Raw genomic sequence first — 22,973 nt, forward strand, 5'->3', positions numbered from 1 at the left:
AGGAAAATAAAATGGAAATAAATAGCTACGCAGACACCTTTAGGGAGGAATTAAAGGATTTTCAGAGGGAGACAGAGAAGTTTTATCTTGGTCAGATTGATGCAAAACAATATAAAGGATTTTCAGGAAGATTTGGAAGCTATGCCCAGAAAGGCGGAAAGGCCAGTATGCTGCGTTTGCGCATGGCTGGGGGACGGCTGACAAAGGAAAGATTGAAATTTATAGCAGATATGATTGAGGAATATCATATTGATAAGGTGCATTTAACTACCTGCCAGACAGTGCAGCTTCATAATCTGAATGGTACAGACGTATGTCAGATTATGGAGAAAGCTATAGATGTAGGGATTTTAACATGGGGAGGCGGCGGAGATTTCCCCAGAAATGTAATGATGTCCCCCTTAACCGGCGTAGAAGAAGGAGAGTACTTTAACGTGACTCCATATGGGGAGGCGGCGGCTCAGTACGCCATGGGATTTATTACTAAGATAAAGCTTCCCAGAAAGCTGAAAATAGTATTTTCCAATACTCCTGCCAACGAAAGCCACGCTACCTTCAGGGATTTAGGATTTGCGGCAACACCAGAAGGAAAATTTGACGTGTACAGCGCCGGCGGTTTGGGAAATTCCCCTAAAATGGGTGTGTGTGTGAAAAAGGGCGTGGAGCCTTCTGAAATACTTTATTATATTAAGGCTATGGCGGAGACTTTTATGGCTTATGGAAACTATGAAAATCGCGGAAAGGCCAGAACCAGGTTTATGCAGGATACTTTGGGGACAGAAGGATACAAGGCAGCTTTCCTGGAAAAGTTAGATAAGGTTTATGAGGAGGAAAAAGACCAACTGAAAATAGAAGTATCTGAAACTCCTATTACAAAGGCTGGAAAGGGCCAGATCTTTGCAGACCAGAAAAGAGTAATAAAGCAGAAACAGCCAGGTTTATATACAGTTGTTTACCATCCAATAGCAGGAACGCCGGCTCCGGAAAAGTTCAGACAGCTTTATGAGACTGTAAAAAATATGGATCAAATAGAACTGCGAATTGCTCCGGACCAGACTCTCTACATTATTAATTGTACTGCAGAGGAGGCTGAGGCAGTTTTAAAAGCCACACAGGATGGAGCGCAAAATGAGTTTGAAACCTCAGTGGCATGTATTGGCTCTTCTATTTGCCAGGTAGGGGTAGGGGATTCCCAAAAGCTTTTGTCTGCCTTAGTGGAGGAAGAGAGAACCTGGGGATTTGAGGACGGAGTGCTTCCGGTAATTCATATTTCCGGCTGTCCATCCTCCTGCGGAACTCACCAAATAGGAAAAATTGGTTTCAGAGGCGGAGTAAAGATGGTGGATAAAACTCCTCAGCCGGCTTTTGTGCTGTTTGTAGGGGGCTGTGATCTGGAAGGGCAGGAAAGGTTCGGAAAAGAGCTGGGACAGATACTGGCAGCTAATATTCCAGGATTTATGAAGGAATTAGGAGAAAAGATCAGCCAGGCAGGCATGGTATTTGAGCAGTGGTTCCCGGATCATCAGAAGGAGTTAGAGGAAATAGCTGGAAAATATATTATAAAATAAAAGGAGAGGCTTGTGCAGAATTTAAAAATTATTCTTCAGTACGACGGAAGCCGGTATGACGGCTGGCAGAAACAAATGAATACAAGCCAGACAATACAGGGAAAGCTAGAGAGTGTTTTGGAGAAAATGACAGGGCAGCTGGTGGAGGTTCACGGAGCCGGCAGAACAGATGCCGGCGTACATGCGGAGGGACAGACTGCAAATTTTAAGCTGTCTGAAGAATATTATCCGGACCAGGTGCTCTCTTACTTAAACAGATATTTGCCGGAGGATATTAAGGTGCTGGAGATAAGCAGGGCCAAGGAGCGATTCCACAGCCGGTTAAATGCTGTCTCAAAAATTTATAGATATACTGTGGACACCCTAGAAAAAAAGGATGTTTTTCAAAGAAAGTATGTGTATGGACTGGGGCAAAGCCTGGATTTAAACAAAATGCGGCAGGCGGCAAAGCTGATGACAGGGGAATATGATTTTTTAGGATTTTGTTCTAATAAAAGGATGAAAAAGTCCTCTGTGCGCACAATATACTGGATTCACATAGAGGAGCAGGATGGGCTGGTGCGCATAGCCTTTTGCGGCAGCGGTTTTTTATATCACATGGTTAGGATTATGACGGGAACCTTAATTGAAATAGGCCTTTTAAAAAGGCCTGTTTCTGATATAAAAAAGATCCTGGAAACCAGGGACAGACAAAACGCAGGTTTTACAGCTCCGCCGGAGGGGCTGGCTTTAGTAAGTGTGTCTTATGAAGAAAATTAGAGAGTGAGGATTTATGACAGAGTTTTTAGTAAGACATTTTATAAAGGATTATGAGAACACTCAAAACACAGAGGTAAGAGCCAGATACGGATACTTAGCAAGTGTTGTGGGAATTTGCTGCAATATACTTTTATTTGGCGCAAAGCTGATGATAGGACTTATGGTCAACAGTATTTCCGTTATGGCGGACGCTTTCAATAATTTATCTGACGCAGCTTCATCCATTATCAGCTTTATAGGCGTCAAAATGGCTCAAAAGCCGGCGGATGATCACCATCCCTTTGGCCATGGAAGAATAGAATATATATCTGCTTTTATTGTGGCCTTTTTAGTAATCCAGGTAGGATTTTCACTGTTTAAAACATCTATAGGGAAGATCAGAACTCCTGAGCCTATGACATTTAGCAGCATATCTGTTGTGATTCTTCTGCTGTCTATAGGGGTTAAGCTGTGGATGGGTTTGTTTAATACAAGACTGGGAAGAAAAATTGACTCTAAAGTACTTATGGCTACTGCGGCAGATTCATTGGGAGACATGATGACCACGTCGGCAACAGTGGTTTCCCTTGTTATTTTTGGCATCTGGGGTTTAAATCTGGATGGAATTGTAGGATTAATAGTTTCTGTAGTAGTTATGATTGCCGGCCTTAATATTGCAAAGGACACTCTAGCTCCTTTAATCGGGGAGGCCATTGATCCGGAGGTTTACGAGGAAATCAGCAGATTTGTGGAAAGCTATGACGGAATTGTGGGGAGCCATGATCTGATTATTCACAATTATGGTCCCTCCAGAAGTATGGCTTCTATTCACGCTGAAGTGCCCAGAGATGTAGATGTGGAAATTTCCCATGAAATTATTGACAAAATTGAACGGGACGCATTAAGAGAAAAAAATTTGTTTCTTGTTATCCACATGGATCCAATAGAAGTGAACAATACTAAGGTTATGAAATACAAAAAAATGGTGGAGGAGATTCTGGATAATTTAGATTCCAGACTTAGCCTTCACGATTTCCGCATGGTGGACGGAGAGCAGCAAATGAATTTAATTTTTGATTTAGTAGTGCCCAGAGATTATACGGAGGACATGAAAAATCAGCTGGGAATGAAAGTGATGGAGCAAGTGAAAAAGGAAGATCCCAGATGCTGCTGCGTATTCCATATGGAAGGCAGTTTTTGTGCGGAGACTTAAAAAAACACCAGAATTATGCAATAAGTTGGACGAATATTGCATTAAGTTTATGAAGGGGTAAAAACCATGCTTTTTATGGCTTTAATGAACCAGGCAGAAAAGCCGGCAGTACAGACAGACGAAGAACTGCTGTTAAAGGTAGGGCTTGGGGACGAAGAGGCGTTTAGAAACTTATATCAAAACACTGACAAAACTATGTACAGTTTTATATTGTCTATTGTAAAGAATCCTCAGGATGCAGAAGAGCTTATGCAGGAAGTATATCTGAAGGTTTGGACTTCTGCGGCCTTATACAAGGCTCAGGGGAAGCCTCTTGCATGGATGTTTACCATTGCCAGGAATCTTTGTTATATGAAATTCCGTGACCAAAAGCATATGGCTGATATTGGTCTGGACGATTTAGTAGAGGGCGAGATGGGAGAATTCTGTCCTCAGCTGGAAAATGTTGCTGACAGGCTGGCTTTACAGGCAGCTTTACAGATATTAAAAGAAGAAGAAAGACAGATTGTGCTGCTTCATGCTTCCGCGGGAATGAAACACAGGGAGATTGCAGCCAGCCTTGGTATGCCTTTGGCTACTGTTTTGTCTAAATATAACCGCGCTATGAAGAAGTTAGAAAATTATCTTGGAAAGGAGTGAGACCATTGAAGCGGAAAGAAATTGAACAACACCTGAAGTCTGCCATAAATGGGCTGACTCCTGACGTACTTGCCAGGATTGATTTGACGACACCTCAGGAGAAAAACATACTGGAAGGTTATGACAGGGAAAGCCCTGCGCATTCCAGAATACGTTTCAGAAACTGGAGCCTTGCCGCCGCCGCATGTTTATGTGTGATTATTGGAAGCGGCGCCGGATACAATGTTTACAGAAACGGAAAAATTGATTCAATTATTGGAATAGATGTAAACCCCAGCGTGGAGCTGTCTATTAACAGAAAAAATAAGGTGCTGAATGCAGTTCCCTTAAATGACGATGCAGTAGAAATACTGGAGGGCATGGAGTTAAAGGGCGTAGACTTAAATATTGCGGTAAACGCTGTTATTGGCTCTATGGTCACAAATGGATTTTTAGATGATTTGGACAATGCTATTTTAGTTACAGTCACAAACGACAGTATTTCCAAAGCCGACGTTCTCCGCTCTGAGGTGGTGGGAAATATAGAGCAGTCTCTTCAGGAAAATCAGGTGGAGGCAGTAGTATATGACCAGCAGGTAATTGAAAAGGACGAAGTAAAGCAGCTGGCTCAGGAGTACGGCGTATCCTATGGAAAGGCTTATTTTTTAAATGAGCTGATCAGTCAGAATGAAGAACTGACTATGGAGGATATGGATGTTTTAGCGCCTATGACTATGGAGGAAATTGCGGCTTATATTGCAGAGCAATCCTACAATTTAGGGGAGCGGACGGAAAAATATGAGCCTGTTACAGAAGAAAGCAGCACTGAGGAGACAGAAACCAGCACAGAAGAAAGCACTTCTGCTGAAGTCACAGAGGAAAGCCAAGAAACAAGCGCTGCCACTGTTCAGGAAACAACTGCAGCTACAGAACCGGAAACTGAGGTGGAAGAAGGCGCTGATAATAAAATAAAAATAGATTTTGTGGATTTTGAAGATAATATTCTTACTATATATTTTACATCTAATGTAAAATGGAAGGATGCTTCCGTGAGCATCAGAGGAGAGAACGGGGAAAGCTATGCCGCTCTTATTGAAGAAACATATTCTGACTATTGTCAGGTACTGGTAGACGGCCTGGACGGCGGAAAGACATATAAATTTACCTTAGGCGGAATCCGTCAAAAGGATGGCGGAAAGCCTATGAATGTGACAGGCACCTTTGAAACTCCGGTGATTTCAGACTTTGCCACAGAAGAGGAAACCACAGAGGAAGAGTCTACAGAAGAATCATCTGGGGAAACCACAGAGGAGAGCAGTCAGGAGAGCACTTTAGAAACAGAACCTGCAAAGGAGACTGAGGAGGAGTCCGGCAAGGAGCAGGAGCCTTCTTCAGAAAATGAGGAAACTGAGAAAGAGACAGAGGAGACGAAAGCTGATTTGACAGAGGCAGATGAGCCCCACAGCCCGGAAAATACAGAGAATATAGAATCTCAGAATATATCTGAGAATAATTGAAAAAGTACTTGACCAAATGAGCTTTTTTCGCTATAATGAATTCTGCTGTTGTAATGGGCTATCGCCAAATGGTAAGGCAACGGACTCTGACTCCGTCATTTCAAGGTTCGAATCCTTGTAGCCCAGCTGTAAAAAAGCCTCGAATTCATTGTATATGCAGTGAATTTGGGACTTTTTTTATTTCATAGAAAATAAAAAATAAAACTTCAAAAGGAAATTTATATGGAGAAGCTGTTTGGGGCGGCAATTTTGCTGATTTTGCTGCTGTTTTATATAAAAACATATAATTTTAGAAAATACAGAAGGTCCAGATATCATCTGGAAACAGGAAATAAAAGAAAAAAGGTGAAAGAAGATAAGGGAGCGGCAGGGGAATATGAGACCTCAATGGCTTTAGAAAAGGTTAAGGGAAAAAAGCGTTTTATATTTAACGCTTATATTCCTAAGAGGAACGGGAAGGGAAGTACAGAGACAGATATTATTTTAATCCATGAAAAAGGGATTCTGGTAATTGAAAATAAAAATTATCAGGGCTGGATTTATGGGCGGGGAGACAAGTATCAGTGGACTCATGTGCTGCCGGGGAGAAAATTTTCTTTCTATAATCCTATTTTTCAGAATGAAAGTCATATTGGGAATCTGAAAGGCTTTTTGGGAAAGGAATATTCCCAGGCCCCTTATTTGTCAGTGATTATTTTTAACGATCAGGCCAGGTTAAAAAGAATAAAAGGCTGCCGGGATCAAGCTGTGGTGTGCAACAGCAGAAAAGCCGCCAGGAAAATTAACAGAAAGCTTCGCCCTTTGCCCAAGGTTTTTACTGAGGAGCAGATAGATGAAATTTATGAAAATCTAAGAACTCAGTCCCATATTTTTCGATGGGTAAAAGCCGGACATAAAAGGCAGGTGGAAAAGAAAAAAAAGTGTTTATGAAAAATTGCAGAAAAAATTGAAAAAATACTTGACGAAATAAATTCCCTGTATTATAATGGCAACTGTTGTTGATGGGCTATCGCCAAATGGTAAGGCAACGGACTCTGACTCCGTCATTTTCAAGGTTCGAATCCTTGTAGCCCAGCGAGGAAAAGGGCTCAAACTCCTTGTAAAATCAAGGAGTTTGGGACTTTTTTTATTTTGAGTCTAACCGGCCGATATTTTTAATTAAAACAGATATAGTGCCGTCAGAATTTGTGATGAACTCCACCCGGTCTGGGTTTTGATATTCTTCCATTGGAATTGTAATTTCAATTCCGGTTTCAGTGGTGAGATGCTGTTTCTGGAATTTTTTAATGGTGCGCTGGCTTTTAGGCTCAACGACTTCCGTTGTCATATTATATTTTTCCATTTTTTCAGAAAAGGCCTCCTGCATTTCCAGGCTGTCCTTAAAGACCTTTTCGCCGATTGATTCAACCTGAAGCGCTCCGTTTTCCTCTAATTCCTGGTAGATAACATTTTTAACCTCCATTCGCCGCTCAGCGTCGTCTTTTCCGTAATATTTATCATTGATCTGTTCCACTGCCTTTGTCACAATGTCTAATTTAGATTTTTGGGATAAAGGAGCGTGGCATTGAAGATAAAGCTCGGAAAAATAAAGGCGTTTTTCCCCGTTGACCTCATACTTCTTTTCAGTCAGCATCACCTCCCCGGTGGAAAGATCTACCACACATGCCTCAGAAAGCTTTTGTCCCTGAGTGGGGAGAAGGGATTTATGCAGAATAATTTCATTGCTGTTGCCGTTTTCCAGCTGTCTGGTGGTGTGTGTATAGGAAGTTCTATAGTTTAGCTTTAAAATAGCTAAGTAATCGCAGCTTTTTACGCTGAACACCATAACGGCTACATCAGCCGGGGGAATGTCTATGTTGGAATTCATAATCTGAAATAATTTTTCACACAACAGCTTACTGCTGTCAACAAAATTTTCAGGAGTACAATCGCGGATGATTGGCATAATATCAGATGAATCTGAAAATTGGCAGTTTTTTATATCGTCGCTTTCAGTAAATTTTTCAATATGGGCTTTTAAAAAATCACATAAATCAGAACCTAAATCAATGGGATAATCAGACAGTACAGGCATGGCCATAGAAGAATCCAGTATATGTATAATGCCGGCTTTCATAATCATATCGTCTTTCAGCATAACAAATCTCCTTCACAATATTGTGTATCAATTAGGCTAAGTATATAAAAAAATAGACTGATAATCAATATTTATAAAAGAATTGTTTTTTTTCCAGATATAATGAAGGGTTCCACTAGACAATTTCTGTAAAAAGCTATATACTATAGTCTGGCAAACTTTATAAATGAAAGGAAAATAACCTTTATGTACACATTTGACAGCCGCGTTCGTTATAGCGAAACGGATGAAAACGGCATGTTGTCGGTTACGGGAATTGTGAATTACCTGCAAGATTGTTCAACCTTCCAATCAGAGGATTTGGGGCTGGGCGTAGATTATCTGAAATCCCAAAACCGGGCATGGTGGCTGTCTTCCTGGCAAATTATCATCGACAGGTACCCTGGATTGGGGGAGGAGATAACGATAGGTACCTGGCCCTATGATTTTAAAGGGATATATGGCTACAGGAATTTTACAATTCAGGATAAGTCAGGAAATTTTCTAGTACGAGCCAATTCCATCTGGTTTTTCTTCGATACGGCGGCAGGTCGTCCGGTGAAGGTAACAGAAGATGACGTCCGGGGGTACGGAAGTATGGGCGCAAAGCGTCTGAAAATGAATTATGCCCCAAGGAGAATCGAAATACCAAAAGAATTTCAGACCGGAGAACCAGTTCTGGTCTGCAAACACCATATAGATACGAACCACCATGTTAATAACGCCCAGTATATTGAAATTGCAAGGGAGTTTCTGCCGGACGGTTTTCATATTGTTGAAATACGGATTGAATATAAAAAAGCTGCAGTGCTGGGAGATACCATTTCGTCCAGAATCAGTAAAACAGAAGAAGGCTATGTTGTAATCCTTATGGGAGGAAATGAGATATACGCTGTTGTCTGGTTTGGTGCGCAGAAACAGAAAGGATAAGTATGATAGAGTTAGGAAAAGTACAGATTCTAGAGGTCTTACGGATTAAAAATTTCGGCGTGTATGTTGGGGAAGAAGTCAATAGTGAGGAAAGTATTCTTCTTCCCAAAAAACAGGTGCCGCAGGGAACAAAGATTGGAGATAAATTAAGTGTTTTTATCTACAAAGATTCGGAGGACCGTCTGATTGCCACAACAGGCACCCCTAAATTACAGGTAGGTGAAGTTGGAATCCTGGAAGTCAAGGATGTGGCAAAAATTGGTGCTTTTCTGGATATGGGACTGGAAAAGGATTTATTGCTGCCATTTAAAGAACAGAACCACAAAGTAGAGGCTGGTGAAAAATGCCTGGTAGCTCTTTATATTGATAAGAGCAGACGTTTAGCTGCAACTATGAGAGTTTACACTTATATGAGCAACGAAGCGCCTTATCAGAAGGATGATTGGGTAAAGGGCACCATTTATGAGATTAATGAAAATCTGGGAGCCTTTGTAGCAGTAGACAACCGCTATTACGGCTTAATACCAAAAAGGGAAATGTTCTGCAGATATCGTGAGGGAGAGATTATTGAGGCCAGAGTTATTAAGGTAAGAGACGACGGAAAGCTGGATCTCAGCCCAAGAGATAAGTCTTATGTGCAGATTAACACAGACTCAGATTTAATTATGAACAGATTGGAAGAATATAAAGGAATATTGCCCTTTAACGACAGAGTTTCTTCTGATATAATTAAAAATGAATTTAATCTGAGTAAAAACGCATTTAAAAGAGCTGTCGGCCATTTGCTAAAGGAAGGCAAAGTAAAAATCACGGAGAAGACCATAGAGAAAGTATAGGAGGATCATTTTGGACTCGTTAGATTATTATAATAAGTACGCTTCAAACATTTTTGAAGATACAGTAGAGCAGGATATGAGCGATATTATGGAGACGTTTCTGGAGTGCCTGGAGGAAGGCGACGCGATTCTGGATCTGGGCTGCGGTTCCGGCAGGGACACTGTGACCTTTTATGAAAGAGGATTTGACGTTACTCCTCTGGACGGTTCTGAGGAGATGTGCAAGCTGGCTGAAATACATACAGACATGGAAGTGCTGCATATGGATTTCCGCCAAATGGAGTTTGACGATGCATTTGACGGCATCTGGGCCTGCGCTTCACTGATTCATATTCCAAAGGATGAAATTCAGGATGTGCTGACCAGAATTGCAGAAGCTCTGAAAAAGAATGGCGTAGTATATATGTCATTCCATAAAGGAGAATTTGAGGGATTTTCTGGAGAGCGGTATTTTAGCGACTATGAAGAGGCAGAAATGGAAAGAATAATCAAGGAGTCCGGAAGATTCAAGCTGTTGAAAATCTGGGAGACAAAAGATAAAGGGCAGGGTTCAAGCCATGGAAGTGAAAAGTGGCTGAATGTGCTGGCAAGGAAGAAATAAGTATACCAGGGGAAGTTTCACACAGGCGGACAGCTTTTGTGCAGCTCCCCTGTTTTTTACATCATAGAAGGGGGTACAAAAATGGCCGTAAAAAAGGGAGCTTTGGCAGATTATCTGCTGATTTTGCTGGGATCGTTTATTGTAGGCTTTGCCATAAAAAATATTTATGACCCGGCAGGTCTGGTAACAGGAGGCGTATCAGGTATCGCCATTATTCTGAGAAATCAGGCGGGAGTTCCCTTGTGGGTGACTAATACGGTGATGAATATTCCCCTTTTTATTTTTTCTGTAAAAATAAAAGGCTGGAAATTTGTAAAAAGAACAGTGGTGGCCACAGCAGCCTTATCTGTATTTTTAGGAATACTGCCGGATGCCTCCTTATTTACAGACGACCTGTTACTAACTGCAGTAGTAGGCGGAGTAATTACAGGCATAGGAACAGGAATTTTGCTTTTGTGTCATGCGACTACAGGGGGCACAGATACACTGGCCGCCATAATACAGATAAAAATGAAGCATTATTCTATTGCCCGTGTGCTGGCAGTGCTGGACGGAGCCATTGTGCTGGCGGGAGCTTCTGTGTTCGGTCTGACGTATGCGTGTTACGCCGCCATTGCGGTGGTCTGCCTGGGAAAAATTTCCGACGGTCTAATTGAAGGACTGCATTTTTCCAAAACAGCTTATATTGTGTCAGATCGCAGCAAGGAAATTGCGGATGCGATTATGGACAGAATGGGCCGCGGAGTCACTGGACTTCAGGCCAGAGGAATGTACACGGGAAATGAGAGAGAGGTTTTATTTTGCGTGGTTTCTAAAAAGGAAATTGTAGAAGTAAAGGAAATTGTAGCTTCCATAGACAGAGATGCATTTTTAATTGTTGGAGATGCCAGGGAGGTTATTGGAGAAGGCTTTTTAGAAAACGATATATAAAATATACAGGAACAAAAGAGAAAAATGAAGGATATTCGTTATTTTGAGGTGGATATTTTAATAATATACAAAATAACTAAAACCTTAGAAATTATTTTGTTTAAATGAGATATGGAAGATTATTTGCGCTTCATGCTATGATGTTAGCAATAGAATTCCGGGGAGGACACAAAAATTATGTCGGCGTTATCATTAGTAAGTATTAATAAAAAGTGCCCAAACAGTCATATGGCAGTAAAGGATTTTAATTTAAATATTGAGGAAAAGGAATTTGTAGTTCTGGCGGGACCGGCAGAGTGCGGTAAGTCCCTAATAGTCAGAATGCTAGCCGGCTTAGAGGAACCTACATCAGGGGAAATCTATATAGACGGAGTCCTGGTTAATGGAAAAGAGCCAAAGGACAGGCATGTTGCCATGATCTTTCAAAATTATACATTATATCCTAATATGAATGTATACGAAAATATTGCTTTTGCATTAAAAATGGAGAATATTCCTCAGGAGGAAGTGGACAGGCGGGTAAGAGAAACTGCTGAGACTATGAAAATCACACAGATTCTCAACAAAAGGCCGGAAAGTCTGGATCAATGTCAGGAACTGCAGGTAGTAGTTGCAAGAGCCATTGTAAGACAGCCTAAGGTGCTTTTAATGGACGATCCTTTAGTGAAAATTTCTGACCAATGGAAAGATTTTATATTAGAGAAAATGAACGTTCTGTACAATGGCTTAAACATTCCATTTATTTATGCCACTCAGGATCAGGGACGGGCTATGGCAATGGGAACTAAGATCGTAGTGCTGAACGAAGGCTCAGTTCAACAGTCAGGAACTCCAAAAGAGCTGTACGATCAGCCGGCCAATCAGTTTGTAGCCAGATTTATAGGAGACATTCGCATGAATATGGCGGCGGCTCAGGTGGAAGAAGTAAATGGAAAAGTAATTCTTTCCTTTGACGGACATAAGCTGACTTTAGATGAAAGGGCGGCTTTGGCCCTACAGGAAAATGTAGGAAAGAGCGTTTATTTAGGGGTTCGCGCCCAGGATATCTGTCTGGCTGATAAGCAGCAGGAAAATGTGATAGAAGTACAGACAGAGCTGTATGAGGAAAGAGAAAACGGCATTGTGATTCAATTTAAAGTGGATGACGCTATGTGGACGGCTCTGGATACAGAAGGAAAAACAGCCAGAACAGGAGATATAGCCAGGCTGGCAATTAATATGAATAAAATTCATATATTTGCCGCGGACACGGGAAAATCCATAATTTAAAAGGAAAAAATAGGAATTGCTTTGTAAATTATTCTGCAAGCAGGAACAATACCTGCTTGCTTTTTTTTGCTTTTTGCATTAATATAAAATCAGGGTAAATTTACAAAAAAGGAGAGTGCGGCGATGATTTCAAATCAAATACTTCAAACAACTATTGAAGGGTTGAAGGGAATTACACGAATTGATTTCTGTATCTGTGATACAGAGGGGAAGGTTTTGGCTTCCACATTTTCGGAAGCTGAAGAGTACGAAAGCTCCATTCTTGCGTTTGTAGATTCTCCGGCAGATAGCCAGGTAATTCAGGGGTACCAGTTTTTTAAGGTGCTGGATGAGCAGCAGTTGGAATATATATTGTTGGCAAAGGGAAGCAGCGATGATGTGTATATGGTAGGAAAGCTGGTTGTTTTCCAGATCCAGAACCTTCTGGTTGCATACAAAGAGCGTTTTGACAAGGATAATTTCATAAAAAATCTGCTTCTGGACAATCTGCTTCTGGTGGACATTTACAACAGAGCCAAGAAGCTTCATATTGAAACTAATGTACGGAGAGTTGTCTTTATTATTGAGACAAAGCATGACAAGGATTCTAACGCCTTAGAGACAGTAAGAAGCCTGTTTGCCACTAAGACTAAGGATTTTGTAACTGCTGTGGACGAGAAAAACATTATTCTGGTCAAAGAGGTAAAGCAGGGAGAGACATACGAAGATCTGGAAAAGACGGCCAATACTATTTTGGATATGCTGAATACAGAGGCAATGACAAAGGTTCACGTGGCTTTCGGAACTATTGTCAACGAGATTAAGGACGTATCCAGATCCTATAAGGAAGCCAAGATGGCTTTAGATGTTGGAAAAATATTCTACAGCAATAAGAATGTGGTGGCATACAGCAATCTGGGAATCGGCCGTTTGATTTATCAGCTGCCACTGCCTCTCTGCCGGATGTTTATAAAAGAAATTTTCGACGGAAAGTCACCGGATGAGTTTGACGAGGAGACTTTGACAACCATAAATAAGTTTTTTGAGAACAGCCTGAATGTATCTGAGACATCCAGACAGCTGTATATTCACAGAAATACTTTAGTTTACAGGCTGGATAAGCTGCAGAAGAGCACAGGATTGGATTTAAGGGTGTTTGAGGACGCGATTACATTCAAGATTGCCCTAATGGTTGTGAAGTACATGAAGTATATGGAAAGCCTGGATTATTAAAACAGGCAGAGGTTAAAATGATAGAATTAAGCAACGTGAGCAAGACTTACAAAGCCGGAAATAAGGCGCTGCGCAATGTAAACATTAAGATCGAGGATGGAGAATTTGTTTTTATTGTGGGGCGCAGCGGTTCCGGAAAATCTACGCTTATTAAACTGCTTCTGAAGGAAACAGAACCTACTTACGGGAAAATAACTGTTAATGATTTTATTTTGACAAGAATGCCCAGGCGCTACGTGCCCAAATACCGCAGGCGTCTGGGCGTAGTCTTTCAGGATTTCCGCCTGTTGAAAAATAAAACTGTATTTGAAAACGTGGCTTTTGCCCAGAGAGTTATCGGCGTATCTCCCAGAAAGATTAAATCTTCTGTGCCTGAGATTCTGCAGATGGTTGGACTTTCTTCCAAATACAAGTTTTATCCCCATCAGCTTTCCGGCGGCGAGCAGCAGAGAGTGGCTATTGCCAGAGCTCTTGTCAATGATCCTGAAATTCTGCTGGCAGATGAGCCTACAGGAAATCTGGACGCTCAGAATGCAGAAGAGATTATGCGGCTTTTGGAAGAGATTAACGCCAGAGGAACTATGGTCATTGTGGTGACTCACAGTCAGGAGATTGTTAAAAGAATGAAGAAACGTGTGATTACCATGGATAAGGGGACTGTGGCCAGTGATACAAAAAAAGGCGGGCTGACTTATGAGAATTAGCACATTTTGGTATTGCCTGAAACAAGGAATTTCAAATATATGCAGAAACGTTTTATTCTCCCTGGCCTCTGTGGCTACGATTTCTGCATGTATTTTTTTGTTTTGCCTCTTTTTCTCACTAATTGCAAATGTGAGAAATATTACCCATTCTGCGGAGGAGCAGGTGGGGATTACAGTATTTTTTGACGAGGCTTTAACTGAGGAGGAAATTAAGTCTATAGGGCAGGAAATAGAAGCCAGGCCTGAAATTCGGGATATGGTGTTTACTTCAGAGGAGGAGGCCTGGGAAAGCTTTAAGGCCGATTATTTTGAGGGTATGGAGGAACTGGCAGAGGGATTTGCCCAGGACAATCCATTGGCAGGTTCTTCCTCTTATACTTTGTATTTAAATGATATTACGGACCAGGTGTCTATTGTGCAGTATTTAGAAAGTCTGCAGGGAGTCAGGGATGTAATTTATTCCAGTGAGATTGTGGCAAAATTTACTAATATTAACCGGCTGATTGGAGCGTTATCAGCTGTGATTATTGGAATTCTGCTGGCAGTGGCAATATTTTTAATCAGCAATACTATTTCTGTTACATCTGCTTTCAGAAAAAGCGAAAATGAAATTATGCGGCTGATTGGGGCCACTAATTTTATGATTCGGGCCCCCTTTGTGGTGGAGGGGCTGCTGTTAGGACTGGCGGGAGCTTTGGTTCCCCTGGGAAGCATGTATGTTTTATATAAAAAGGCGGCAGTGTATGCGGCGGAGAACTTTGGCCTGTTTGTGGGAGAAGGGGGAATTTTTTATATTCTTCCTATTGAACAGATTTTTCCCTCCATGGCGGCAGTGGCCTTAGGCCTTGGTCTGGGAATCGGATTTTTTGTCAGCTTCTTTACAATCAGAAAGCATTTAAAGGTATAGGAGGGCAGGCTGATGAAGGGAAAAAGATGGAGGACGGCGATGCTGGCCTTGGCTATTTTGACAGCAGTTCCTCTGGGGGCGTTTCCTGTCTATGGAACTAAAACAGAGGTGCAGGAGGAGGAGAAGAAAAAGTCTACTCTGGAGGAGGAGAAGAAAAAGGTGGAGGACGCCTTAAAGAATCTGGAGGGGCTGAAAAGCGATACTGCAGCCTATGTAAAGCAGCTGGACAGCAATTTGGAAGCGCTGAGCCAGGAGCTGTCTGATTTAGAGAAACAGATTGCCGCTAAGGAGGCAGATATTTCCGCAACCAAAGCCCAGCTGGAGGAAGCAAAGCAGGTGGAGGCAAATCAGTATGCTTCTATGAAACTGCGGATTAAATATATGTATGAGAGAGGAAATACCAGCTTTGCAGATGTGATTATGGCCTCGGGAAGTCTTACAGAATTTATGAGCAGGGCAGAATATGTTTCCAAGATTGCCGCTTATGACCGGGAAAAGCTTCAGGAATATGCAGAGACTAAGGATATGGTGGAGAAAAGAGAGGCAGAGCTTCAATATGAAAGAGAAGAGCTGTTAGGAATGCAGGAGTCCACAAAGGCAAAACAGGATTCTGTGGAAAAGCTGGTAAATGAAAAAAGCGCAGAGCTGAAAAATTATGAAAGCCAGATTTCTTCAGCAGAATCACAGATCTCTGAGTACGAAAAGGACATTAAGGCTCAGGAAGATAAAATTAAGCAGATAGAGGCGGAAATTAAGAGAAAAGAAGAGGAAGCCAGAAAAAAAGCGGAATCAGAGGGAAAAAAGTATAATACAGTAAATATTGGAGATATTAGCTTTATATGGCCCTGTCCGTCCAGCAGCCGCATCACCTCTAATTTTGGAGACCGGGAGTCTCCCACAGAGGGAGCTTCTTCTAACCACAAAGGCGTGGATATTGGGGCTTCTACAGGGGCTGATATTCTGGCGGCGGCTTCCGGGGAGGTAATTATCTCTACATACAGCTATTCAGCTGGTAATTATATTATGATAAACCATGGCGGCGGCGTTTACACAGTGTATATGCACTGTTCACAGCTTTTGGCTTCTGTGGGAGAGCAGGTAAAACAGGGCCAGGTAATTGCCAAGGTAGGTTCCACTGGTTATTCTACAGGGCCGCACCTGCATTTTGGAGTCCGCACAGGCGGAACGTATGTAAATCCGCTGAATTATGTAAGTCCATAGCGGACGGATAGGAGTTATTTTGGATAGTAAAAGCAGATTTTGGAAGGGAGTCCTGGTCGGCGCCCTTGTGACAGCCTTTGCCGGCCTTGTAGTGATTGGAGCAGCTTCCGGCATGATGATGTTTGGAAGAAAGGTAATGCCTCCTGTTAATACAGAAATGGTGGAGGCAGGTTCAGGCGATGAGGATGGTCAGAAGCTGGATTATAAAAAGATCGACGGAAAGCTGCAGCTTCTGGAAGGTTTGGTTTCAGAGACATTTCTTTTTGACCAGGATTTAGAACAGATGGAAAACGGAATATATAAAGGTCTGATGGATGGCCTGGGAGATCCCTACAGCACATACTACACCCCGGAGGAGTTTAATATTCTAATGGAGGACACCTCGGGAGTATACTGCGGCATTGGCGCTATGATCAGCCAGGACTTAAAAACAGGTCTGATGACAGTTGTCAGAGTGTTTGAGGGCAGCCCTGCGGCGGAAGCCGGAATGCTGCCAGGGGACGTGTTAAATAAGGTAAACGGCGAAGACATTACTGCTATGGAATTAGATCTGGTTGTGAAAGAGCATATTAAAGGCGACGAGGGCAGCCAGGTTACTGTAAATGTTTACAGGGCGTCCCAGGGAGAATATGTGGACCTGACTATGGAAAGAAGAAATATTGAGGTTCCTACAGTAGAACACAGTATGCTGGCAGATCAAACAGGATATGTGCTGATTACTCAGTTTGAGGAGGTAACTGCCGCCCAGTTTATTCAGGCAGTGGAGGATTTAGAAAGCCAGGGCATGAAGCAGATGATTATTGACGTGCGCAGCAACCCTGGAGGAGTTTTAGACAGCGCAGTCAGCATTGCGGCTTATATTCTGCCTGAAGGCACCATTGTCTCCACAAAATATAAAGACGGCGGGACAGACGAATATTTAACAAAGGATAAAAAGCTAAGGGTGGACAGCAGCAGGCAGGAGCAGTTCAGAGACTATCCGGTGTTGGATGAGCATGAAATGAATATACCTATAGCTATATTGGTAAATGAGAATTCTGCCAGCGCTTCCGAGGTTTTGGCAGGAGCATTAAGAGATTATGACAAGGCGGTATTAGTAGGCACAACTACCTTTGGAAAAGGAATTGTGCAGAATGTATTTCCACTTGCCGACGGTTCTGCTGTAAAGGTTACAGTGGCCCATTACTTTACTCCTAATGGTTTTGATCTTCACGGCAAGGGCCTGGAGCCGGATGTGGAGGTAGAGCTGGATGAGGAGCTGATTAAAAAAGGCTCGTTTTCTCTGGAGGAGGATAACCAGGTTCAGAAGGCTATAGAAACCTTAAATGGGCAGTCATAAAAGTAAAATCAAATGTAAAATAGAGAGAAGTCATTGTAAAGTTTTTGTAAATACAATGGCCTCTCTCTTTCTTTTTTTCCTTTAAATACTGGTTTTTTTAGAATCAGAGGGATATTTTACCGAGATTTTACAAACATTATACATAAATGTGATAGTTTACAAAGCCTATGTATTTTATACTTGCCCTGTAATCAAGCAGAGGTAAAAATTGCTTGAGGAAAAATAGAAACAAGGTAAAAAAGAAAAGAGGATTAGATTATGAGAAAACAGTTTATGAAGGCAGCAGCAGTTTTAGGAGCGGCAGTGTTGACTATGGGTATGATGACAGCCTGCGGTTCCAACACAACAGATGAAACAACAACAGCAGCAAGCTCTGAGACAGCAGGATCTGAGGCTGCAGCAGATACTACAGAGGGAGAAACAGAGGCAGAGGCCACTGATTTAAATGGCTCTATTACCTTAGCAGGTTCTACTTCCATGGAGAAGTTTTCCAACGCTTTAGCAGAAGCATTTATGGAGAAATATCCAGATGTAACTGTACAGGCTGAATTTACAGGATCTTCTGCAGGAATTGAGGCAGTTTTAGCAGGCCAGTGCGATATTGGTAATGCTTCCAGAAGCTTAAAGGATGAGGAAAAGGAGAAGGGAGCAGCTGAAAATATTGTAGCCATCGACGGCATTGCAGTTGTAACAGATCCAAGTAATACAGTAGCAGATCTGACAAAGGATCAGTTAAGCGATATTTACAGCGGAAACATTGTAAACTGGAAAGATCTTGGCGGAGCTGACCAGCCAATCGTTGTAATCGGCCGTGAGGCAGGTTCAGGTACAAGAGGAGCTTTTGAGGAGATCTTAGGACTGGAGGACGCTTGCAAGTATGCCAACGAGCTGGATTCTACAGGCGCTGTTATGGCTAAGGTAGCTTCCACACCAGGTTCCATTGGATACGTTTCTCTGGATGTTTTAGACGATACAGTAAAAGCATTTACTTTAGACGGAGTTGAGGCAAACGAAGCTAACATTAAATCTGGCGATTACTTCCTGAGCCGTCCATTTGTAATGGTTACTAACGGAGAAATCGACCAGCAGAGCGATTTAGTAAAAGCACTGTTTGATTATGTATATTCTGCTGAAGGTGATGAACTGATTCAGTCAGTAGGTCTTATTACTACAAAATAAAAGGTGCTTCTGAAGAAAATGGAGGGCGTCGCAAAAGGAAAGAAAAACTAATCCATTTTGCGCCGTCCTCATTTTAATGCAAAAGGAGATTGTTATGCACGAAAAAAGTTTTTCCATAGTGGGAAACAGAAAAAATAAATCTATGGTAGAAAAAGGAGCGGAGGTTATTTTTACAGCTTGTGCCTGTCTTGCTGTGCTGGCTGTATTCTCCATTACCGTATATATGATTATCAGCGGAACCCCTGCTTTATTTAAGGTGGGAATTCTGGATATCCTGTTTGGACCTATTTGGAAGCCTACAGGCAATCCTCCTATGTTTGGTATCTTGTATGTAATTTTAACCTCCATAGTGGGAACATTTTTGGCAATTTTAATCGGCGTGCCTATTGGCGTATTTACTGCAATTTTTCTGGCTGAGGTAGCTCCTGCAAGGTTAGCCAGCGTTGTACGGCCTGCAGTGGAGCTGTTAGCAGGCATTCCTTCTGTTATCTATGGTTTATTAGGTATTTTAATTCTGAATCCTCTTATGTATAAATTAGAGCTGAAAATTTTTGCCGGCTCTACTACCCACCAATTTACAGGAGGCGCCAATCTGATCTCGGCAGTTTTGGTGCTGGCTTTAATGATACTTCCCACTGTAATTAATATTAGTGAATCTGCTTTAAGAGCAGTTCCAAAACATTATAAAAGCTCCTCTTTGGCTTTAGGAGCCACACATATTCAAACGATTTTTAAGGTGATTCTTCCGGCTGCAAAATCCGGCATTGTAACTGCCATTGTTTTAGGCTGCGGCAGGGCCATTGGAGAGGCCATGGCTATCAGCCTTGTATCAGGAAGCTCGGTTAACATTCCTCTTCCATTTAATTCTGTGCGTTTCCTGACAACAGCTATTGTAGCGGAAATGTCTTATTCCCAGGGCCTGCACAGGGAGGTGCTGTTTACAATCGGACTTGTGCTGTTTGCGTTTATTATGTTCATTAATGTTGTACTTACAAGAATCTTCCAGAGAGGAGGAGAAGGCGATGAATAACAGCTACAGCATCTGTAATAAAAGAACCCGGGTTTCAGATCAGATTTTAAAGGCGTTAATTTACGGCGCGGCGTCTATTGCCATTATTATTCTGGTGGGAATTATGGGGTATGTATTTGTCAGGGGAATTCCTCAGATTTCATTAGAGTTTCTTACAACAGTGCCCAGCGCCAGAAAAGGTACGTTCGGTATTTTAGGAAATATTATAAATACTTTGTATATTATTGTGATTACTTTGGTGATCGCCACCCCTGTAGGTATTGGTTCTGCAATTTATTTAAACGAATATGCAAAGCCGGGAAAGCTGGTAAGAATTATTGAATTTACCACAGAAATTTTGTCAGGTATTCCTTCTATTATTTTCGGACTTTTTGGCATGGTATTTTTCGGGGTAACATTAAAGCTGGGGTATTCTATTTTAACAGGTTCCTTTACCTTGACTTTAATGGTTCTGCCTTTAATTACCAGAAACACTCAGGAGGCATTAAAAACAGTGCCGGACAGCTACCGCTCCGGGGCCCTGGGAATCGGCGCTACTAAGTGGTATATGATCCGCACTATTTTACTTCCCAGCGCGGCGCCGGGAATCCTTACAGGAGTTATTCTTTCTATAGGACGTATTGTAGGAGAGTCTGCAGCTTTACTGTTTACTGCAGGAAGCGGTTTCCTTCTGCCTAAGAATCTGTTTACAAAGATATTTGAGTCCAGCGGAACCTTGACCATCCAGCTTTATTTGTCCATGCAAAAAGCAAAATATGACCAGGCATTCGGCATTGCCGTTGTACTGTTAGTAATTGTGCTGGCTATTAACTTTTTAACTAAGTACCTTACAGGAAAATTTGATGTGACAAAGCTAAAATAATTGGAGGATAATATGGAAACAAAAATTTCGACTTCCGGATTAAATCTTTATTACGGCACGAATCATGCTTTAAAAGATGTAAATTTAGATATATACAAAAATAAGATCACTGCATTTATCGGTCCTTCCGGCTGCGGCAAATCTACTTATTTAAAAACATTAAACCGTATGAATGATTTAATCCCAGGTGTAAAAATCGACGGGACAGTAATGTTAGACGGAGAAAATATTTATGACCCTATGGTGGACACTACATTGTTAAGGAAAAAGGTGGGAATGGTATTTCAGCAGCCCAACCCATTTCCAATGAGCATTTATGACAATATTGCCTACGGGCCCAGAATTCACGGAATAAAGTCAAAGGGCAGACTGGACGAGATTGTGGAGAAAAGCTTAAAAGGAGCGGCTCTTTGGGATGAGGTGCAGGACAGACTGAAAAAATCAGCTTTAGGACTTTCAGGAGGACAGCAGCAAAGACTTTGTATTGCCAGAGCCTTAGCGGTGGAGCCGGAAGTACTTTTAATGGATGAGCCTACCTCAGCCTTGGACCCTATTTCAACTTTAAAGATTGAGGAGCTGATGGATGGGCTGAAAAAGGATTATACAGTTGTAATTGTAACTCATAATATGCAGCAGGCGACGCGTATTGCAGATTATACCGCATTCTTCTTAGTGGGAGAGGTGATTGAGTACGCGCCTACTACAGAACTGTTTTCTCATCCAAAGGAGAAGAAAACAGAGGATTATATTACAGGCCGTTTTGGTTGATGGTAAGGAGGATAATATGACGACAAGGTCTTCATTTAACAACGAATTACAGGAGCTGAACAAAAGCCTGGAGGAAATGAGTTTAATGGCAGAACGGGCCATTGAGAAATCCCTGGAAGCTTTGCAGAACAATGACAGTGAGCTGGCTAAGGAGATTATTAAGGGAGACAGGGCTGTGGATAATATGGAGAGAACCATTGAAACCAGATGCCTTAGTTTAATGCTGCGGCAGCAGCCGGTAGCCAGTGATTTAAGACATATTTCTACAGCCTTAAAGGTGGTAACTGATTTGGAGAGAATCGGCGACCATGCTGCGGATATTTCAGAATTAACTTTAAATCTTAACGGCGAGGAAGAGTGCCGGGTGATTGCACATCTGCCGGAGATGGCAGACCATGTAAGGGCTATGCTGAGAACAGCTATTTCGGCCTTTATTAACAGAGATATTCAGACAGCTAAGGAAGTAGAAAAGATGGACGATGTGATTGACCAGCTGTTTGACAAGGCAAAGGAAGAAGTTGTTCAGCTTTTAAGAGAAGACGGAAGTAAATCAGATAAGGCCATTGATTTTCTGATGATTGCAAAATATTTGGAGAGAATCGGCGACCATGCGGTAAATGTGTGCGAGTGGACAGAGTTTTCAGTTACAGGGGCAGTAAACAATATTAGAATATTGTAAAGGGTGGTAAAATGAGACAACAATTTGACAGACAGCTGGAAGAGCTTCACATTGAATTAATTAAAATGGGAGGTTTGTGTGAGGAGGCAATCCGCCTTTCCTCTAAAGCTTTATTAAAAAAAGACGTGGCTATGGCGGAAAAGGTTTTTGCCTTAGACGGAGAAATTGACCAGAAGGAAAGAGTGATTGAAAATATGGGATATCACCTTCTTCTTCAGCAGCAGCCAGTGGCCAGAGATTTAAGGATTGTATCCGCGGCGCTGAAAATGATTTCTGATCTGGAGAGAATTGGAGATCAGGCTGCCGACATTGCAGAATTGTCTTTGTACATTGAAGAGGGAGATTCTCAAAGCAGGGTTCATATTGGAGATATGGCTGAGGCTGCAGTAAAAATGGTTACTGACAGTGTGGAGGCTTTTGTGAAAGACGATCTTGTAATGGCCAGAATGGTAATAGAGGATGACGACAAGGTAGATGCCTTATTTAATCAGGTAAAGGATGAGCTGAAGGGCTTAATTGATAAACAGAAGGTAGATACAAAGTCTGCCCTGGATCTTTTAATGGCTGCTAAATATTTAGAAAGAATCGGCGATCACGCCGTAAATTTGGCGGAGTGGGTAGAATATTCTGTTACTGGAGAACGAAAAAATAATGAACACCAGCCGGGAATGTGATATACTGCACATAAGATTGTCAGGCTTTTTCAGGAACAGGCCTAAAAAATAAGGGCAGACGG

At 41.9% G+C, this 22,973-nt stretch carries 23 protein-coding genes and 2 tRNA genes; 24 read left to right on the forward strand and 1 reads right to left on the reverse strand.

The window, feature by feature from the left end:
• Nucleotides 1-11 precede the first annotated feature (11 nt).
• The 8 genes from C1A07_RS11925 (at nucleotide 12) to C1A07_RS11960 (ending at nucleotide 6,729) form a co-directional block, all read left to right on the forward strand.
• A complete protein-coding gene (locus C1A07_RS11925; RefSeq protein ID WP_101877297.1) occupies nucleotides 12-1,568 on the forward strand; it encodes a nitrite/sulfite reductase in 1,557 nt (518 codons plus the stop codon).
• A 12-nt stretch (nucleotides 1,569-1,580) separates the two neighbouring features.
• On the forward strand, nucleotides 1,581-2,327 hold the full coding sequence (truA, locus tag C1A07_RS11930) for a tRNA pseudouridine(38-40) synthase TruA (RefSeq protein WP_278321062.1): 747 nt from the start codon (nucleotides 1,581-1,583) through the stop codon (nucleotides 2,325-2,327).
• 13 nt (nucleotides 2,328-2,340) lie between these two features.
• Nucleotides 2,341-3,519: a cation diffusion facilitator family transporter gene (locus tag C1A07_RS11935; RefSeq protein WP_101877298.1), complete on the forward strand. Its 1,179-nt coding sequence runs from the start codon at nucleotides 2,341-2,343 to the stop codon at nucleotides 3,517-3,519.
• A gap of 84 nt (nucleotides 3,520-3,603) precedes the next feature.
• Complete coding sequence (locus C1A07_RS11940; RefSeq protein WP_408609823.1) at nucleotides 3,604-4,158, forward strand: RNA polymerase sigma factor; 555 nt, start codon at nucleotides 3,604-3,606, stop codon at nucleotides 4,156-4,158.
• Nucleotides 4,155-5,654, forward strand: a complete 1,500-nt coding sequence (locus C1A07_RS11945) for an anti-sigma-I factor RsgI family protein (protein ID WP_408609817.1) — start codon at nucleotides 4,155-4,157, stop codon at nucleotides 5,652-5,654. The genes C1A07_RS11940 and C1A07_RS11945 overlap by 4 nt, the downstream gene beginning before the upstream one ends.
• A gap of 54 nt (nucleotides 5,655-5,708) precedes the next feature.
• A tRNA-Gln gene (locus C1A07_RS11950) sits at nucleotides 5,709-5,780 on the forward strand.
• Nucleotides 5,781-5,876: 96 nt separating this feature from the next.
• Complete coding sequence (locus C1A07_RS11955) at nucleotides 5,877-6,584, forward strand: nuclease-related domain-containing protein (RefSeq protein WP_101877300.1); 708 nt, start codon at nucleotides 5,877-5,879, stop codon at nucleotides 6,582-6,584.
• Nucleotides 6,585-6,656: 72 nt separating this feature from the next.
• Nucleotides 6,657-6,729 (forward strand) — tRNA-Gln (locus C1A07_RS11960).
• A gap of 51 nt (nucleotides 6,730-6,780) precedes the next feature.
• On the opposite strand, the gene C1A07_RS11965 is transcribed toward C1A07_RS11960, so the two are convergent.
• Nucleotides 6,781-7,791 carry a nucleoid-associated protein gene (locus tag C1A07_RS11965; RefSeq protein WP_101877301.1) on the reverse strand — a complete coding sequence of 337 codons (1,011 nt, stop codon included), beginning with the start codon at nucleotides 7,789-7,791 and terminating at the stop codon, nucleotides 6,781-6,783.
• A 186-nt stretch (nucleotides 7,792-7,977) separates the two neighbouring features.
• Between C1A07_RS11965 and C1A07_RS11970 the strand changes: the two genes are divergently transcribed.
• The 16 genes from C1A07_RS11970 (at nucleotide 7,978) to phoU (C1A07_RS12045) (ending at nucleotide 22,911) form a co-directional block, all read left to right on the forward strand.
• The gene (locus tag C1A07_RS11970) at nucleotides 7,978-8,700 is read left to right on the forward strand and encodes an acyl-[acyl-carrier-protein] thioesterase (RefSeq protein ID WP_101877302.1); all 723 of its coding nucleotides are present in this window, start codon (nucleotides 7,978-7,980) and stop codon (nucleotides 8,698-8,700) included.
• 2 nt (nucleotides 8,701-8,702) lie between these two features.
• A complete protein-coding gene (locus C1A07_RS11975) occupies nucleotides 8,703-9,536 on the forward strand; it encodes a CvfB family protein (RefSeq protein ID WP_101877303.1) in 834 nt (277 codons plus the stop codon).
• Nucleotides 9,537-9,546: 10 nt separating this feature from the next.
• Nucleotides 9,547-10,137: a class I SAM-dependent methyltransferase gene (locus C1A07_RS11980; RefSeq protein WP_101877304.1), complete on the forward strand. Its 591-nt coding sequence runs from the start codon at nucleotides 9,547-9,549 to the stop codon at nucleotides 10,135-10,137.
• An 81-nt stretch (nucleotides 10,138-10,218) separates the two neighbouring features.
• A complete protein-coding gene (locus C1A07_RS11985; RefSeq protein WP_101877305.1) occupies nucleotides 10,219-11,067 on the forward strand; it encodes a YitT family protein in 849 nt (282 codons plus the stop codon).
• Nucleotides 11,068-11,244: 177 nt separating this feature from the next.
• Nucleotides 11,245-12,336 (forward strand): ABC transporter ATP-binding protein, encoded by a 1,092-nt coding sequence (locus C1A07_RS11990; protein ID WP_101877306.1) that lies wholly within the window; start codon nucleotides 11,245-11,247, stop codon nucleotides 12,334-12,336.
• Between the two features lie 123 nt (nucleotides 12,337-12,459).
• Nucleotides 12,460-13,548: a PucR family transcriptional regulator gene (locus tag C1A07_RS11995; protein ID WP_101877307.1), complete on the forward strand. Its 1,089-nt coding sequence runs from the start codon at nucleotides 12,460-12,462 to the stop codon at nucleotides 13,546-13,548.
• Nucleotides 13,549-13,565: 17 nt separating this feature from the next.
• Nucleotides 13,566-14,252: a cell division ATP-binding protein FtsE gene (ftsE, locus tag C1A07_RS12000; protein WP_101877308.1), complete on the forward strand. Its 687-nt coding sequence runs from the start codon at nucleotides 13,566-13,568 to the stop codon at nucleotides 14,250-14,252.
• Nucleotides 14,242-15,159 (forward strand): permease-like cell division protein FtsX, encoded by a 918-nt coding sequence (locus C1A07_RS12005; protein ID WP_101877309.1) that lies wholly within the window; start codon nucleotides 14,242-14,244, stop codon nucleotides 15,157-15,159. Before ftsE ends, C1A07_RS12005 begins: the two co-directional genes overlap by 11 nt.
• A gap of 12 nt (nucleotides 15,160-15,171) precedes the next feature.
• Nucleotides 15,172-16,380 carry a murein hydrolase activator EnvC family protein gene (locus C1A07_RS12010; protein WP_101877310.1) on the forward strand — a complete coding sequence of 403 codons (1,209 nt, stop codon included), beginning with the start codon at nucleotides 15,172-15,174 and terminating at the stop codon, nucleotides 16,378-16,380.
• Between the two features lie 19 nt (nucleotides 16,381-16,399).
• Nucleotides 16,400-17,719: a S41 family peptidase gene (locus tag C1A07_RS12015; RefSeq protein ID WP_101877311.1), complete on the forward strand. Its 1,320-nt coding sequence runs from the start codon at nucleotides 16,400-16,402 to the stop codon at nucleotides 17,717-17,719.
• A gap of 258 nt (nucleotides 17,720-17,977) precedes the next feature.
• On the forward strand, nucleotides 17,978-18,898 hold the full coding sequence (locus tag C1A07_RS12020) for a phosphate ABC transporter substrate-binding protein (RefSeq protein WP_101877312.1): 921 nt from the start codon (nucleotides 17,978-17,980) through the stop codon (nucleotides 18,896-18,898).
• 94 nt (nucleotides 18,899-18,992) lie between these two features.
• A complete protein-coding gene (pstC, locus tag C1A07_RS12025; protein WP_101877313.1) occupies nucleotides 18,993-19,928 on the forward strand; it encodes a phosphate ABC transporter permease subunit PstC in 936 nt (311 codons plus the stop codon).
• On the forward strand, nucleotides 19,921-20,790 hold the full coding sequence (pstA, locus tag C1A07_RS12030) for a phosphate ABC transporter permease PstA (protein WP_101877314.1): 870 nt from the start codon (nucleotides 19,921-19,923) through the stop codon (nucleotides 20,788-20,790). The genes pstC and pstA overlap by 8 nt, the downstream gene beginning before the upstream one ends.
• Before the next feature lie 12 nt (nucleotides 20,791-20,802).
• Entirely contained in the window at nucleotides 20,803-21,558 is a 756-nt protein-coding gene (gene pstB, locus C1A07_RS12035; protein ID WP_101877315.1) for a phosphate ABC transporter ATP-binding protein PstB, read from the forward strand.
• Nucleotides 21,559-21,574: 16 nt separating this feature from the next.
• Complete coding sequence (phoU, locus tag C1A07_RS12040; RefSeq protein ID WP_101877316.1) at nucleotides 21,575-22,237, forward strand: phosphate signaling complex protein PhoU; 663 nt, start codon at nucleotides 21,575-21,577, stop codon at nucleotides 22,235-22,237.
• Between the two features lie 11 nt (nucleotides 22,238-22,248).
• Nucleotides 22,249-22,911 carry a phosphate signaling complex protein PhoU gene (gene phoU / locus C1A07_RS12045; protein WP_101877317.1) on the forward strand — a complete coding sequence of 221 codons (663 nt, stop codon included), beginning with the start codon at nucleotides 22,249-22,251 and terminating at the stop codon, nucleotides 22,909-22,911.
• Nucleotides 22,912-22,973 lie beyond the last annotated feature (62 nt).

This window comes from Lachnoclostridium edouardi, from assembly GCF_900240245.1.
Lineage (GTDB): Bacteria > Bacillota > Clostridia > Lachnospirales > Lachnospiraceae > Lachnoclostridium_A > Lachnoclostridium_A edouardi.